This window comes from Sorangium sp. So ce693 (assembly GCF_051521375.1).
Classification (GTDB): Bacteria; Myxococcota_A; Polyangia; order Polyangiales; family Polyangiaceae; genus Sorangium; species Sorangium atrum.
Genome location: NZ_CP150347.1, coordinates 260,950 through 275,066, shown reverse-complemented (window position 1 = coordinate 275,066; position 14,117 = coordinate 260,950). Strand labels below are relative to the sequence as shown.

Annotated in this window: 10 protein-coding genes; 7 read left to right on the top strand and 3 right to left on the bottom strand. The window is 72.7% G+C overall.

Annotation, left to right across the window (positions count from 1 at the left end; translation table 11 throughout):
- Positions 1–8: 8 nt before the first annotated feature.
- A complete protein-coding gene (locus WMF14_RS01070; protein ID WP_437798351.1) occupies positions 9–962 on the bottom strand; it encodes a S1 family peptidase in 954 nt (317 codons plus the stop codon).
- Positions 963–1,455: 493 nt separating this feature from the next.
- On the opposite strand from WMF14_RS01070, the gene WMF14_RS01065 reads away from it, so the two are divergent.
- The 6 genes from WMF14_RS01065 to WMF14_RS01040 all read left to right on the top strand — a co-directional run bounded on the left by WMF14_RS01065 (position 1,456) and on the right by WMF14_RS01040 (position 9,815).
- The gene (locus tag WMF14_RS01065; protein ID WP_437798350.1) at positions 1,456–1,602 is read left to right on the top strand and encodes a hypothetical protein; all 147 of its coding nucleotides are present in this window, start codon (positions 1,456–1,458) and stop codon (positions 1,600–1,602) included.
- 110 nt (positions 1,603–1,712) lie between these two features.
- A complete protein-coding gene (locus WMF14_RS01060) occupies positions 1,713–3,161 on the top strand; it encodes a cytochrome P450 (RefSeq protein ID WP_272097263.1) in 1,449 nt (482 codons plus the stop codon).
- Between the two features lie 254 nt (positions 3,162–3,415).
- Positions 3,416–3,661 (top strand): hypothetical protein, encoded by a 246-nt coding sequence (locus tag WMF14_RS01055; RefSeq protein WP_272097262.1) that lies wholly within the window; start codon positions 3,416–3,418, stop codon positions 3,659–3,661.
- A gap of 218 nt (positions 3,662–3,879) precedes the next feature.
- Positions 3,880–4,794 carry a hypothetical protein gene (locus tag WMF14_RS01050; protein WP_437798349.1) on the top strand — a complete coding sequence of 305 codons (915 nt, stop codon included), beginning with the start codon at positions 3,880–3,882 and terminating at the stop codon, positions 4,792–4,794.
- 84 nt (positions 4,795–4,878) lie between these two features.
- A complete protein-coding gene (locus WMF14_RS01045; RefSeq protein ID WP_437798348.1) occupies positions 4,879–8,520 on the top strand; it encodes a PD-(D/E)XK nuclease family protein in 3,642 nt (1,213 codons plus the stop codon).
- An 83-nt stretch (positions 8,521–8,603) separates the two neighbouring features.
- Positions 8,604–9,815, top strand: coding sequence for an ABC transporter permease (locus WMF14_RS01040; RefSeq protein ID WP_437798347.1), 1,212 nt, complete (start codon positions 8,604–8,606; stop codon positions 9,813–9,815).
- Positions 9,816–9,878: 63 nt separating this feature from the next.
- Here WMF14_RS01040 and WMF14_RS01035 read toward each other — a convergent pair whose 3' ends face one another.
- Together WMF14_RS01035 and WMF14_RS01030 are read right to left on the bottom strand one after the other, a co-directional pair.
- A complete protein-coding gene (locus WMF14_RS01035) occupies positions 9,879–12,236 on the bottom strand; it encodes a GAF domain-containing protein (protein WP_437798346.1) in 2,358 nt (785 codons plus the stop codon).
- A 530-nt stretch (positions 12,237–12,766) separates the two neighbouring features.
- On the bottom strand, positions 12,767–13,096 hold the full coding sequence (locus WMF14_RS01030) for a hypothetical protein (RefSeq protein WP_272097962.1): 330 nt from the start codon (positions 13,094–13,096) through the stop codon (positions 12,767–12,769).
- Here WMF14_RS01030 and WMF14_RS01025 point away from each other — a divergent pair.
- A complete protein-coding gene (locus WMF14_RS01025; RefSeq protein ID WP_437804448.1) occupies positions 13,070–14,029 on the top strand; it encodes a DUF4142 domain-containing protein in 960 nt (319 codons plus the stop codon). The genes WMF14_RS01030 and WMF14_RS01025 overlap by 27 nt on opposite strands.
- Positions 14,030–14,117: the final 88 nt, after the last annotated feature.

Here is a 14,117-nt window from a genome sequence, read left to right as displayed (position 1 = left end):
CTGTCCCGTCATCGCACCTGCACGCCGGCGCGGAGCGCGCAGTCCGGGTCGGGCGGGGACACGCAGGCGAGGGCGCACACCCCATCTGCGCCGCAGTGGAGATCGGCGCAATCGGGGTCGACGATCTCGGGGCCGACATCACACGCCGCCTCGCAGAGGCCGTCCGCGCGGCACGGGTTGTCCGCTTCGAACTCGTCGATCGTCGGCTGGATGAAGCGAGCTATCTGGTCGAGATCGGTGCGCGCCTGCACCCCGTCCAGCGTGCAGGGGTCGTCGCCGAACGAGGTCACGCCGGCGTGGCGCTCGACGCCCCCGCGCAGGAGGAACGCCGGACCTCCGGAGTCGCCGGCGCACGTGTTCATGTCGGGAACCTGGTAATAGAACTGGGTCGCGTCGATCGTCCCCGGCGTCCCGCCGACCTGGGCCGGGCCGACCGCCAGGATGGGGAACGTCACGGCGCGGCGCATGCCGAACCCCGTCCCCGCGACGCCGTCGGAAACACCGTAACCGACAAAGGTGTAGTCCGGCCCGACGTACCAGGTGGTATTTTCCATCGATTCGCGAAGGAGCGGCGCGGGCTGCACGGGCGCGTCGCTCTCCAGCTGGATGAGGGTGAGGTCGTTCTCGAGGGTTGCGGGATTGAAGGCGGGGTGCCTCCTCGACGCCTGGATCCGCGCGCTCTCCGACCGCCGGCCGAGGGTCGGGCCGAAGAAGACGCGCGTGAGCGCGCCGTGGCAGTGTCCCGCCGTGATCACGGTGCGCCGCGAGATCACGGTCCCGCTGCAGTACGCCCGGTTCCGATTGCCCACGCCCACGACATAGGCGTGCGTCGTGTCCACAGCGCCTCCAATGATGCGCTGTCGGGACGTGAGCAATGGCTGCTCGCCGTCGCCCCCGGGAGGTGCGTCCGCGCAGCCGAGCCCGCCGAGGCACAGGATCGCGATCGGGATGGCATTCTTCATACTGCAACCTTTCCGTCCAGAAATGGTGTCTAGAGCGGCGATTGCGGAGGCGCCCGCGGTTCGGCGCCGCTCGGACCCGCGGGCGCGCGGGGGGCATAACAAGCGCAGTGCCAGCGCCATGCTCCGCGAGCGCGCGAGTCGGCCGCGGGGCGTGGCGGGGAGTCCTGGAATGGCGCGCGAGCGGGGGAATCTCGTCGGGGCGATCACCGCTGGAGGGACGGCGCGGACGTTCGCTCCGTTCCGGGGAGGGCATGGCGCCGCGGTCGCGGCCCTCGCGCGCTCTCCCAGGGAGACCCGCCGGCCCGGCGGCGTCTCAGGACGCCGGCGTCACCCGGGCCGGCAGGGCGAAGCGCTCTGCGGTGCTGGCGATGTAAGCGCGGTTGAGCTCGCGGCAGGCGGGCTCGTGGCATGGCGGTCCAGCAACGGGCGGGGAGGCTGCCCGGCCGCGGCATCGCACATCATCACACGGCCAGTATAGCGGATGACCGCGGGCGTGGCAGCGGCCGTCGGGGAGCTCGCCCGCCGGTCGATCCGCGGCCGCCGCGCCGCCTTCGTCACGCGCCGGCTCGCCCAGGGGCGCCTCGCCGCCGCGCTCGCGAGCCGGCTGCCTCGCCGCCGCGCTCGCGATGCCGGCGCGTGACGAAGACGGCGCGGCGGCGAGCGCCCACGCCCACGTCAGGACGAGCTACGTTGTACCCCGATCCGCGGCGGCGCCAGCGCTGGGCGCTTTCGCTCTCTCGAAAGGAGACCATGGAGACCGCCAGAGCAGAAGCCGCCCCCGCAGCGGGCGTGAGCGATCTATCGACGCTGCCAGGGCCGCGGAGGCTGCCGCTCCTCGGCAACCTTCTCGAGATCCGGCCGACCCAGTTCCACCTCACGCTCGAGGGCTGGAACCGTAAGTACGGTGATCTCTACACCTTCCGGCTCGGCCGCACGCCGGTCGTCGTCGTCGGCAGCGCCGAGCTCGTCCAGCGCATCCTGCGCGAGCGGCCGAAGGAGTTCCGTCGCTGGAGCCCGCTGCAGGAGCTCATCGACGAGATGGGCTTCGGCGGCGTCTTCTCGGCCGAGGGCGACCAGTGGACGCGGCAACGGCGGCTCGTGATGAGCGCGTTCACCCCCGGGCAGCTGCGCGAGAGCCACGGCACGCTCTCCACGATCACCCGCCGGCTCCGGGAACGATGGCGCGCGTCGGCCGCGCGGGGCGCGCCGGTCGACGCGCGGCGAGACCTCGCCCGCTACACGGTGGATGTCACCACCGCCGTGGCGTTCGGCCTCGACATGAACCTCATCGAGCGCGGCACCGACCCCCTGTCGCACCAGCTCGAGACGGTCTTCGCGTCGCTCAACCGCCGCATCTTCGCGCCATTTCCGTACTGGCGGCACGTCAAGCTGCCCGCGGATCGGGCGCTCGATCAGGCGCTCTCGGAGGTGCGCACGCGGATGCTGGACATCCTCCGGACGGCGCGCGCGGAGCTCGACAGGGATCCGGCGCGGGCCGCGGCGCCTCGCTCGCTGCTCGAGGCGCTTCTCGTGGCGCGCGACGCCGACGACCCGAAGGCGCGGCTGTCGGAGCAGGAGGTGCTCGGCAACGTGCTCACGCTGCTGCTCGCCGGCGAGGACACGACGGCCGACACGATGGCCTGGATGCTCCACTTCATGGCCCTGCGCCCCGACGTACAGGCGCGGATGCGGGCCGAGGTCGACGCCGAGCTGGGTGACGTGGACCTGCCCGAGAGCCCGGAGCACGCGCAGCGGCTGCGCACGATCGGCGCGGTCGTGCAGGAGACCCTGCGCCTGAAGTCCGCCGCGCCGATCCTGTTCATCGAGGCCTGTGCGGACACGGTCGTCGGCCCGCTGCGGCTCGCGGCGGGAGCGCGGATGATCCTGCTGACGCGGCAGATCGGCCTGAAGGAGGAGCACTTCCACGACGCGGCCTCGTTCGTCCCGGAGCGCTGGCTGACCCCGCGGCCGGCGGGCGCCGGCAAGCACGATCCGCGCGCCGCCCTGGCCTTCGGCAGCGGCCCGCGGGTCTGCCCCGGGCGCGCGCTCTCGATGGTCGAGAGCGCGATGGTGGGCGCCATGGTCGCGCGCGACTTCGATGTATCGCTGGTCGACCCGGCGCGGCCCGTGAAGGAGCTCCTCGGGTTCACGATGAAGCCGGAAGGGCTGTTCGTCCGTTTCACCCCCCGCCGCCGCTGACGTTCCATCGAGCCTCGTTCCGGGGCAATGCTGGGGTGGATCCCACTGGCCGAGGCGCCCTGAGCCGATCCGGACAAGACGTGCATACCTCCTTCCAATCCGCAAGACTGCGCTACCTCCTGGTCCTCGGCGTCGCCGTCGTTTCCTTTGCGCTCGGATGGTTCCTTAAGCCATCCGTCCGCGTCGCTGGCTTTCCGGAGATAGGGGAGCTGCAGCCGTTCACGAAGAGAGGCTGCACCAAGGTGGGAGCGCCATTGACGGAGCTCGGGGCGTTCTCGGAGGCCTCGCTCCGCTACTCGCCCGGCGACAGCGCGCGGCTCCAGGTGGTGGCCTTCCGCCGCGCAGGCCCGGATGCGGAGCTGCTGCAGCTCGACGCAGGCGAATACGATGACGAGTTCGACGCCAGCGGGGAGGTGTTCAAGCTGCGCTGGGATGCCGCGAAGGGCTGGCAGGTCGGCGACTGTCACGTGGTCGTGAGGTACTGGCCTGGAAGGCCCTGAGCCGGGCGTCGCGCTCATCCCGCCGAGTCGAGCGGAAGTCTCACGCGACCGACAACGATTTGCACACGACTGGCTCTCCTTGCCGGTAAGCGCATGCCTCTCCTGCTGCATTACGTGCACCGCTCTACTTTCGCAGCGCAAATCGTCGCCCTCCGATTCGCCCCTTCGCGCCGAACAAAGCTGGACATGCCGCGATGATGAATTAGAGTCGCGCGCCAATGCACAACCGCTCCGACCAGTTCACCAAGAGCTTGCTGCGGGACGGGCTGAGCCTCGTCTCGGCGGCCGAGACCGAGGTCGAGGTGCTGGCGGCGACACAGAAGATCGATGTCTACAGCGTGCCTGATCCCGCGCGGGCGTCCGAGCGCGCCGCCATGGGCCTGCTCGGCGAGCTCTCGGCGGAACCGAGCCTGTTCGAGCCGTTCCACGGCACGCCGAGCCTTCGTCAGGTCCGGCAATGCCTGCGCAAGCAGCTCACGTGGCACCACGAGCTCGAGCGCCGCGCCCGCTCTGCAGCGCGCTCCGTCGCGCCGGACGAGGACACGGACACGCCGCCGCAGCCGGCGGTCGCCTTCCCTGCGCTGGTCGTCATCGGCCCCGGGCGTCCTGAGACGGTGCTCGACGCCTACCGGTGCGAGCCGGTGCAGGCTGGCGTCTACCAGGCCGTACCGGGCCTGGCGATGCGCATGGTGGTGCTCGCGGAGCTGCCCCGGACGCGCGCAACCCTGCTGCTACGGCTGCTCGGCTCGGGCCGCCGCTTTCGCGAGGCGGTGGCGGATCTGGCGGCGTTGCCCCGCGATGCCTTGGAGAAGAGCGTCGCCGTGCCGCTGCTGTTACACTTCGGGCTCGTTCAACAGGAGCCGACGACCGACGAGGAGGACGATGTGAGCGCAGCGATCCGGGCTTGGTTCGAGGAGTACACGCAGCAGCTCCGCGACGAGGGGCGGAACGAGGGGCGCGCCGAGGAGGCGGCGCGTGCCGTGCTGACCGCCCTCCGGGTTCGCGGCATCGCTGTGCCGGACATCCTGCGCAAGCGCATCCTGATCGAGAAGGATCCTGAGCTCCTGGAGCGGTGGCTTGAACGGGCGATCGTCGCTGCATCGATCGAAGATGTGCTCCCGGACCTGAGCTGAGCGATGGCAGCCAACGGCAGACTACCGAGCTCGTAAGCGTCGCGCATCACCTCCCCGCGGCCTCCGCCGCCTCTCGAGCCACCCGTGCCCCACGCCGTCATCACCTCCCCCAGCGCCGCCGCCCGCCTCGATCGGGCCGTGGGCTGGCTGCGCCGCCGGCGCCCCGCCGAGCGCGTTCTCCTCGTCGGCGCCTCGGTCGAGGCCGTGAGCGAGCTCGCCCGCGCGTCGATCCGCGGTCGCCGCGCCACCTTCGGCTGGCACCGGCTCACCCTGGGACGCCTCGCCGCCGCGCTCGCGATGCCGGCGCTCGCGGAGCGCGGCCTCGTCCCGGCCAGCGCGCTCGCCATCGAGGCCCTCTGCGCGCGCACCATCGACGGGCTCGCGCAGGACGGGTTGCTCGGCCGCTTCGCCCGCGTCGCGGATCGACCCGGGCTCCCGCGCGCCGTCGCGCGGACGCTCGAGGAGGTGCGGCTCTCCGGCGTCGCGGCGGACGCGCTCGCGCCGGCCGATCTCGACCGCATCGCCCACGCGTTCGACGCCGCCCTGGACGACGCGGGGCTCGCCGATCGCGCCATCGTCCTGCGCCTCGCGGCCGAGCGCGCCCGTGCCGCGGACGACGGCGACGCCCGCTCGCGCCACCCGCTGCTCGGGCTGCCGATGCTCCTGCTCGACCTGCCCGTGCGGTTCGCGCTGGAGCGCGAGCTCCTCGAGGCCGTCGCCGCGCGCTCGCCGGACGCGCTCGCCACCGTTCCGGCCGGCGACGCCGCGTCGCTGCGCCACCTGCAGGCGGCGCTCCGATCGCCGCCGCGGCGGGTCTCGCTGACCGCGGTCTCGGCCGCGCACGACGGCGCCGGCGCGGGCAATGGCGTGGACGACGGCGCCGACGACGGCGCGGGCGACGAGCTGCCGCCGGTGGCGCCCAGCACCTCGCTCGCGCGCCTGCAGGAGCACCTGTTCGATCCGCTGAACGACGAGGCCCCCGGGCTCGGTGACGAGGTCGAGATCCTCTCCGCGCCCGGCGAGAGCCGGGAGTGCGTGGAGCTCGCGCGCATCGCGCTGCGCGAGGCCGCCCGCGGCGTGCCGTTCGAGCGGATGGCGATCCTCCTGCGCGCGCCCGAGCAGTACCGCGCGCACCTCGTCGAGGCGCTGCGCCGGGCCGGGATCCCCGCGCACTTCGCGCAGGGCTCGGTGCAACCCGACCCGGCGGGCCGCGCATTGCTCGCGCTGCTCGCGTGCGCCGCCGAGCACCTGTCGGCGTCGCGCTTCGCCGAGTACCTCTCGCTCGGGCAGGTCCCCGACGCGACGCCCGCGGGCGAGCCGCCGCCCGCCGCGCCCGAGGCCGACCGCTGGGTGCCGCCGGACGACGACCTCTTCCCCGAGCTCCTGCGCGGCAGCCTCGACGAGGCGCCTCCGGACGACGACATGGCGGGGGAAGATCTCGGGTTCGATCCGCCAGGGAAAAGCTTCAATCCGACGACCCTCAACCCCGGTCCGGCGACCCTCAACCCCGGTCCGACGGCCCCCAACCCCGGTCCGACGACCCTCAACCCCGGTCCGACGGCCCTCAACCCCGGTCCGACGACCCTCAACCCCGGTCCGACGGCCCACAGCGCCGATCCGACAGCCCATCCCCCCGATCCGACAGCCACAACCCCCGATCCGACAGCCCACCTCCCCGATCTGACAGCCCAGGGCCCCGACGCCCCCGTGCACGACGGCACCCTGCGCGCCCCGCGGCGCTGGGAGCGCATCCTCGTCGACGCGGCGGTGATCGGCGGGCTCGATCGGTGGGAGGCGCGGCTCTCCGGCTTCGAGCGGGAGCTCCGGCTGGAGCTCGCACGCGCCCCCGAGGATCGCGACGCCGCGCGCATCGCGCGGACGCTCGCGGACCTCTCGGCCCTGCGCGCCTTCGCGCTGCCGCTGCTCGCGGCGCTGCCCAGCCCGGGCGAGCGCGCGACCTTCGGCGAGTGGCAGCGCCGCCTCTCGGCCCTCGCGACGCGCGCGCTCCGGCGGCCCGAGCGCGTGCTCGCGGTGCTCGCCGAGCTCGCGCCGATGGCCCACGTCGGCCCGGTGGACCTCGGCGAGATCCGCCTCTGCCTCTCGCGCCGCCTCACCGACCTCGTGCTGCCACCGGCCGCCCGCCGCGACGGGCGCCTCTTCGTCTCGCCCATCGAGGGCGCCCGCGGGCGCTCGTTCGATGTGGTCTTCGTCCCCGGGCTCGCCGAGCGGATCTTCCCGCAGAAGGTCGTCGAGGACCCGATCCTCCGCGACGCCCTCCGACGGGCGATCGCCGGGGGCGACTCGGGCCTCGACACGAGCGACGACCGCGTGGCGCGCGAGCGCCTCGCGCTCCGGCTCGCGGTCGGCGCGGCCCGCCAGCGGCTCGTCGTGTCGTACCCGCGCGTGGACATGGATCAGTCCCGCCCTCGAGTGCCTTCGTTCTACGGCCTCGAGCTCCTGCGCGCGGCCGAGGGCAGGCTGCCCGGCTTCGGCGAGCTCGAGCGCCGCGCCGAGCAGGGCGGCGCCGCGCGCATCGGCTGGCCCGCGCCCGCGCGGCCCGAGGACGCCATCGACGCGGCCGAGCACGATCTCGCGCTGCTCGAGACGCTCTTCAGCCTGCCGGAGGCGCAGACGGTCGGCACCGCGCGCTACCTGCTCAACGCCAACCCCCACCTCGCGCGGGCGCTCCGGTTCCGCGCGCGGCGCTGGATCCCTGGCTGGACGACCGCCGACGGGCTGTTCAAGCCGATCGCGGAGGCGCGCGAGGCGCTCGCGAAGCACGCGTTCGAGCGCAGGTCGTTCTCGCCGACCGCCCTCCAGCACTTCGCCGCGTGCCCTTACCGCTTCTTCCTCTACGCCGTGCACAAGCTCGCCCCGCGCCCGGCGCCCGAGGCGATCGAGGAGCTCGACCCGCTCCAGCGCGGCCGGCTCGTGCACGACGTGCTCTACGAGGTGCTGGTCGCCCTGCGCGACGCGGGCAAGCTGCCGCTCGGCCTGCCCTCGCTCGACGAGGCGCGGGCCGAGCTCGATCGGGCGCTCGACCGCGTCGCCGCGCGCTACGCGGACGAGCTCGCGCCGGCGATCCGACGCGTCTGGGATGACGGCATCGCGTCGGTGCGAGCCGACCTCCGGGAGTGGCTGCGGCGCGCCGCGGAGGACCGCGACTGGGAGCCGATCCATTTCGAGCTGTCGTTCGGGCTGCCGCGCCGCCTCGCCATCCGCGATCCGGGGAGCTCGGACGCGCCCGTGGAGCTCGACTGCGGCGTCCGGCTCCGTGGCTCGATCGACCTTGTCGAGCGGAGCGTGTGGGGCGCGATGCGGGCCACCGACTACAAGACAGGCAAGGCGCGGGCGCCGCGCGACGCGGTCGTGAGCGGCGGCGGCACGCTCCAGCCGGTCCTCTACGCGCTCGCGCTGGAGAAGCTCATGCCCCCGGGCACGCAGGTCGAGTCCGGGCGGCTCTATTACTGCACCTCCGCCGGCGGGTTCACGGAGGTGCCGATCTACCTGGACGCGCGGGCGCGCGACGCGGCCGCCCAGGTGGCAGGGATCATCGGGGACGCGATCGACAAGGCGGCCCTCCTGCCGATGCCGGCGGAGGGGGCATGCGCGCAGTGCGATTACCGGCCGGTGTGCGGGCCCTACGAGGAGCTCAGGACCGGGAAGATCAAGCGGCGCGACATCGAGCCGCGGCGGCGTCTGGAGCAGCTCCGCCGGCTCGCGTGAACGCGCGTGTCGCACGGAAGCGTCGCCTCCAGGCGGCGGCCCCCGATCGCCGCGGGCGTCGCCGGGGATGTATACACTCCACCATGCACAGCAAGATCGCTTTGCCCTGCGCCCTGCTCGCGCTCGCGGCGGCGGGCACCGGTTGCAATCTCATTTTCGGCATCGAGCCTGGCACGGAGGGCGCGTCCTCCGCTTCCTCGACGACGACGAGCACCGGATCCGGGGACGGTGGCTCTGCCCAGACGACGTCGGGCGCCGGCGGTGACGGAGGTGATGGCACCGGCGGTGACGGCGGCGACGGCGACGGCGCCGGCGGCAGCGCCGGGGGCACGCCCTCGTGTCCCCCGTCGAGCTGCGCCGCGGGGGAGTGCCCCGTGACGCGAATGCCAGGAGAGCTCGGCTCCAACGTGAAGGGGATGGCGGTCACGCGGGATCTCGTGCTCCTGGCCAACAACCAGGCCATCGTCGCCATCCCGAAGGACGGCGGGGCCGCGCGCACGCTCCCGGGCACCTACGGGTTCGGCGATACCGCCTGGGTCACCTACTCGGGCGGGCAGCTCTCGTGGATCAACTGGAGCAACGGAGACGTGCTGGGGATCTCCATCGAGCCGCCGAGCTCCAGCCCGATCCAGATCGCGCAGGTCCCCCTGCAGGAAGGCGAACCGGCGGCCACGGCCTTCGGCCGGATCGCCTCCTTCGGCGACAGCGTCTACTGGGCGACGCAGTCGCCCGCGGCCGTCTGGCGAGCCAAGGCCGACGGCAGCCAGGCTATCGCCGAGCTGGTCGCCTCCAGCGACCGCCCGATCGGCGTCGCCGTCGACGCGACGCACGTCTACTGGTCGGACTACTTGGCGCGCCAGATCCTGCGCAAGACGAAGGACCCGCTTGGCGCCGCCGCCGAGGTCTTCGCGGAGACGAATGGCAACCCGACCGAGCTGGTCCTCGCCAACGGCGTCGTGCACTGGGTGACCGACAACGCCGGCGCGATCCAGTCGAAGGCGACGGACGCGGCGCCGAGCGCCCCGCCCTTCACCACGACGGTCGACACGCAGGCCGTCGCCAAGTCGCTCACGGTGGATGACGAGTTCGTCTACTGGACCGTTTACATGAACAGCAAGGGGCAAGGCGAGGTGCGGAGGGCACACCTCGGCAAGGGCGACACGGTCACCCTCGCGACCGGGCAGCCGTACTTCTTCGAGATCGCCGTCGACTGCGGATCCATCTACTGGAACGTCAACGACCTAGAGGCCGAAGAGGAAGGCGTGGTGTTCCAGATGCCGAAGCCCTCGAACTGAGCACCTCGTCCCCCGCGTCTGCGAAGGATTGCACGCTTCCGAGCCGCCTGGCAGGCGCGGTGGCTACGCGGTGCCCTCCGCCTCTTCTTTTCTGGGCCACGTGAACCGGAACGTCGCGCCGCTCTTGCCGTCCGACTCCACCGACGCCCGACCGCCGCGGCTCTCCACGATCTTTCGCACGATGGCGAGGCCGATCCCCGTGCTCTCCACCTTGTCCCTCGCCTGCAGCGTCTGGAACATCCCCCACACCTTCTCCTGGAACGCAGGCGCGATACCAGGCCCGTTGTCGGTCACGGAGACCTCGACCCTGTCGCCCTGCTCCCGGGCGGACACGGAGACCGCCGCGTCCTCGCGGCCCGCGTGCTTGAGGCCGTTGGTGATCAGGTTCATGAGCACCTGTTGCAAGGGCACCCTGTAGGTCCGCAGGGTCGCCGGCGGCACGTCGAGCGTCACCCGCGCGGGCGGCCTCGGGGCGATGAGCTCGACCACCTCCCTCGCCAGCCTCTCGAGGTCGACGCTCTCCGGCTTCTCGCGGAACCTCGTGGCGCGGGAGTAGGCCAGGATCCCCTCGATCAAGGCCTCCATGCGCCGCACGCGCCCGCGCAGGAGCTCCATCTGATGGCGCGTGTCCTCGGTGAGCTTGTCGGAGAGGTCCTCCTCGATCCACTGGGCGAGGCTCGCGATGCCCCGGAGCGGCGCCTTCAGATCGTGGCTCGTCACGTACGCGAACTGGTCGAGCTCGGCGTTGGTCCGCTCCAGCGCGCGGATGAGCGATTGCGCCTCCTGGAACCGCCTCGCGTTGTCGATCAGCAGGGCGACCCGGTTGGCGAGCTCCTCGGCGAGCGCGACGTCCGCCTCGCTGAAGCGACGTCCCGACTCCGCGTGGACCAGCGTCAGCGCGCCGATGGTCCGGTCGCGCCCCCGGAGCGGGACGACGACATACGACCTCAGCCCGAGCGACCGGATCAGGCGCAGGTGCTCGGGGCTCTGCGCCGCGGACTCGATGGCGGCGTCGGGGATGTCGGCCATCCACTCGGAGCGGCCGGCGCGGATCACCGCCGGCACGCCCGCCGGGGCGTCGGGCCGGGGCGGGTCCATCGCCCGGAGGCGCTCGGCGAGCTCGATCTTCGCGGGATCGCAGTGATGGACGGCCACGCGCTCGATGGAATCGCCGTTCAGCATGTCGACCGCGCACCAGTCGGCCAGGGTGGGGACCGCCAGGTGGGTCAGCTGCGTGAGCCGCGACGCGACGTCGAGCGAGCCGGAGAGCGCGGCGCCCGCCTCGCTCAGGAGGCGGAGCGTCGCCTGCTGCCGCTCGAGCTCCGCCGCGAGCATCTCCGCGCGCGCCCGGGCCTCGCGCTCCCGCTCGAGGAGGCGCGCCCTGTCCAGCGCCGACGCGCACTGCGCCGCCACGCTGAGCAGGAACTCGCGCTCTTCGGGGCTCCACGCCCGCTCGTTCGCGAACGTGAACGCGAGCCCGCCCAGCAGCGCCGCGTGGGCGACGATCGGCAGGACGGCGAGCGCCTTCACGTCGTCGCGGACAGGCCGCAGGGCCGCGAGCTCGGGGTACGCGGCGTGCAGGCTTTGCGTCGTGTCCACCCAGATGGGGCGGCGCTCCCGGAGCGCCTCCGAGAGCGGCAGTCGGGCGTCGAGGTGCACCCGCGCGTAAGGGCTCGTGCGCTGCTCCTCGAGCCCCGCGTGGCCGACGAGCGTCGCGACGCCTGCCGCCTCGTCCGCCGTGTACACCATCGACGTCGAGGCGCCGAGCACCCGGTGGATGTCGCTCACGACGGCGGCGGACACCTGCTCGACCGTCACGACGCCGCTCAGCGCGGTGCTGACCGCGAGCAGCGCCTGGGTGAGCCGGGCGCGGCGATCGAGCTCCTCGACCCGCCTCGTGAGCTGCGCCGCGAGCTCGCCGCGCTCGGCCTCGACCTGCTTGAGGCGCGAGATGTCGGCGAATACCGAGATCCCGCCCTCGAGCTCGCCGTCAGGCCCGATGATGGGCGCGGCGCTCCCGAGGACCATGCCATACGTGCCGTCGAAGCGCTGAATCCGGGTCTCCTCGCTCTCGATGACCTGCCGTGCGGACATCGCGCGGGCCATGGCCCAGTCCTTTGCCTCGTACGGGCGGCCGTCCTCGTGGAAGGCGCGATAAAGCGTCCAGTCGTTGATCGATTCGGTCGAGGCGCTGCCGGCCCAGATGCGCTCCGCCGCCCGGTTGTGCAGGACGAGCTTCCCGGAGGCGTCGCAGAGGATGACGCCGTGCGGGCTGTGCTCGAGCACGGCGTCGAGCCACCCGCGATCCCGGGACCCCACGGCGCGGAGCCGCTCGAGCTCACGCTTGAGGGCCTCGAGGTCCGTCGTATCGACGCGGGCGGCGGGCGCGGGGGACGGGCCGGTGTGCGCGGAGGTTCTCATAAGATGATGGCCACCGGCGCCTCGCGGAAGGCCGAGGCGCCGGGCGGGCGGACGTCGCTTGGAGCTTACGCGCATCGATGGCGCGGCGGAAGGCGGCGCGACCCGGCCGAGCGGGTTCCTCAGCGCGCGGCGCGCGTGCGGCTCGGCGCACGCGTCGGCGCACGAGATGTCCGGCTTCCTGGCGGCGTATCCGGGCGCCTTGTCCGGTGCAGCACAGGCGCGGGCGGACGGCGGCCGACTGCGTCACGCCCTCGCGCGGGCGAGTGCCCGAGCGGGTCCTTGGGATCCTGGTCGATCGCCGGGCCGGCCGCTGCGCATCGGCCGGGGTCGACGCCGAGCGGGACTGCGACTCTCGCGGCGATCCCGCAAGGGGCGCAGGAGCTCTCGGGGAAATGACGATGCAGGCTTAGGGCTCCACCTCGCTCACCATCCTCGCTTCCCGAACCCAGATGTTCGGGGCCGATAACCGGCAGGTGAGCGCGACAGCGCGCCGGTGTCGGGCCAAGGAGCAAGCAATGATAGGCAATCGTTCAGGTCGCCTCATGGCGATCATGTTCGCTGGAAGCTTTGTGCTCGCGGGGGCCGGCGGCTGCATCGGCAGCAGCGATGACGCCGAGGCGGATCGCGATGGAACGGCTGGGCACGAGAGGGCCGGCACGGGCCCCGACGGCAGGAGCCACGGACAGACGGGCCGAGACGGCGCGCGAGGCGCCGGCGGGAGGGGCGGTCGAGCGCAGGCCGGCGGCAGGCAGGGAGGCCGCGAGCAGCCCGGCCATCAAGGCGGCAGGCAGGGCGGCGAACGGGCCGGCGGCCAGCGCGCCGGCGACAGGCAGATGTGCGGCGAGCAGGCCGGCTATCAAGGCGGCAGGCAAGGAGGCCGCGGACAGAGCGGCAGTCAGGGCGGCAGGGAGGGAGGCCGCGGACAGAGCGGCGCGACGCAGCAGCCGTCGGACGCGGAGCTCACGATGCTGATCTCGTTCATCCACCAGAAGGAGGTGGATCTGTCGCAGATCGCCTTGGACAAGGCCGAGTCGCCGGATGTGAAGCGCTACGCCGAGCAGCTCATCGAGGAGCAGTCCCAGTCCGAGCAGATCGGCGCGGGCTCGAGGGGTTCAAGGTTCAAGATGGAGTCGTGCCCGCGCTGCCGAGAGCTCGACAAGAGCTCGACCGAGGTGAGCGGAGCGCTGGAAGAGGAGGAAGGCGCCGAGTTCGACAGGGCCTTCATCTGGTCTCAGATCTCCTTCCATCGCCGCGCCCTCGAGCTCCTCGACACGCCGCGCGTCGCGAACGCGGAGAACGCCGAGATACGATCGCGCGTGGAGGCGATGCGAGCGGACGTCGAGCAGCGCCTGACAGAGGCCGAGCAACTGTTCTGCTTGCTGCTCAACGAACAGCGGACAGGCGACCAGCAGCAACGCACTCAGCAGGAAAGCAGCGAGCCCGGCCAGCAGCAACGCGGCCAGTTCGGCGGGGCGCAAACCGGGCAGCAGCAGGGCATCCAGCCTGGCCAGCAGCAGGGCACCCAGCGCGGCCAGCAGCAGCAACGCGGCCAGGTCAGCCAGATGCAGCCTGGCCAGCAGCAGGGCGCCCAGCTCGGCCAGCAGCAGCAACGCGGCCAGCAGCAACGCGGCCAGGTGAGCCAGGTGCAGCCCGGACAGCGGCAGGGCACCCAGCTTGGCCAGCAGCAACGCGGCCAGGTGAGCCAAGCGCAGCCCGGCCAGCAGCAAGGCAGCCAGCTGCAAGGCCCCCAGGCCTACGCGCAGCGGCAAGGGGAATCGCAGAAGTCCCAGTAACAGGGCTTCATGTCCCGCAGGGCGGCGGCGACGGCGCCTGCTCGCGGCCTCCGCGAGCGCCAAGCTCCCCGAGCGCGACCCCGCCTAC

Excerpts from the sequence above, each read along its gene's own strand:
- WMF14_RS01070 (WP_437798351.1), bottom strand. The coding sequence starts at position 962 with ATGAAGAATGCCATCCCGATCGCGATCCTGTGCCTCGGCGGGCTCGGC.
- WMF14_RS01060 (WP_272097263.1), top strand. The coding sequence starts at position 1,713 with ATGGAGACCGCCAGAGCAGAAGCCGCCCCCGCAGCGGGCGTGAGCGAT.
- WMF14_RS01050 (WP_437798349.1), top strand. The coding sequence starts at position 3,880 with ATGCACAACCGCTCCGACCAGTTCACCAAGAGCTTGCTGCGGGACGGG.
- WMF14_RS01040 (WP_437798347.1), top strand. The coding sequence starts at position 8,604 with ATGCACAGCAAGATCGCTTTGCCCTGCGCCCTGCTCGCGCTCGCGGCG.
- WMF14_RS01035 (WP_437798346.1), bottom strand. The coding sequence starts at position 12,236 with ATGAGAACCTCCGCGCACACCGGCCCGTCCCCCGCGCCCGCCGCCCGC.
- WMF14_RS01025 (WP_437804448.1), top strand. The coding sequence starts at position 13,070 with ATGTGCGGCGAGCAGGCCGGCTATCAAGGCGGCAGGCAAGGAGGCCGC.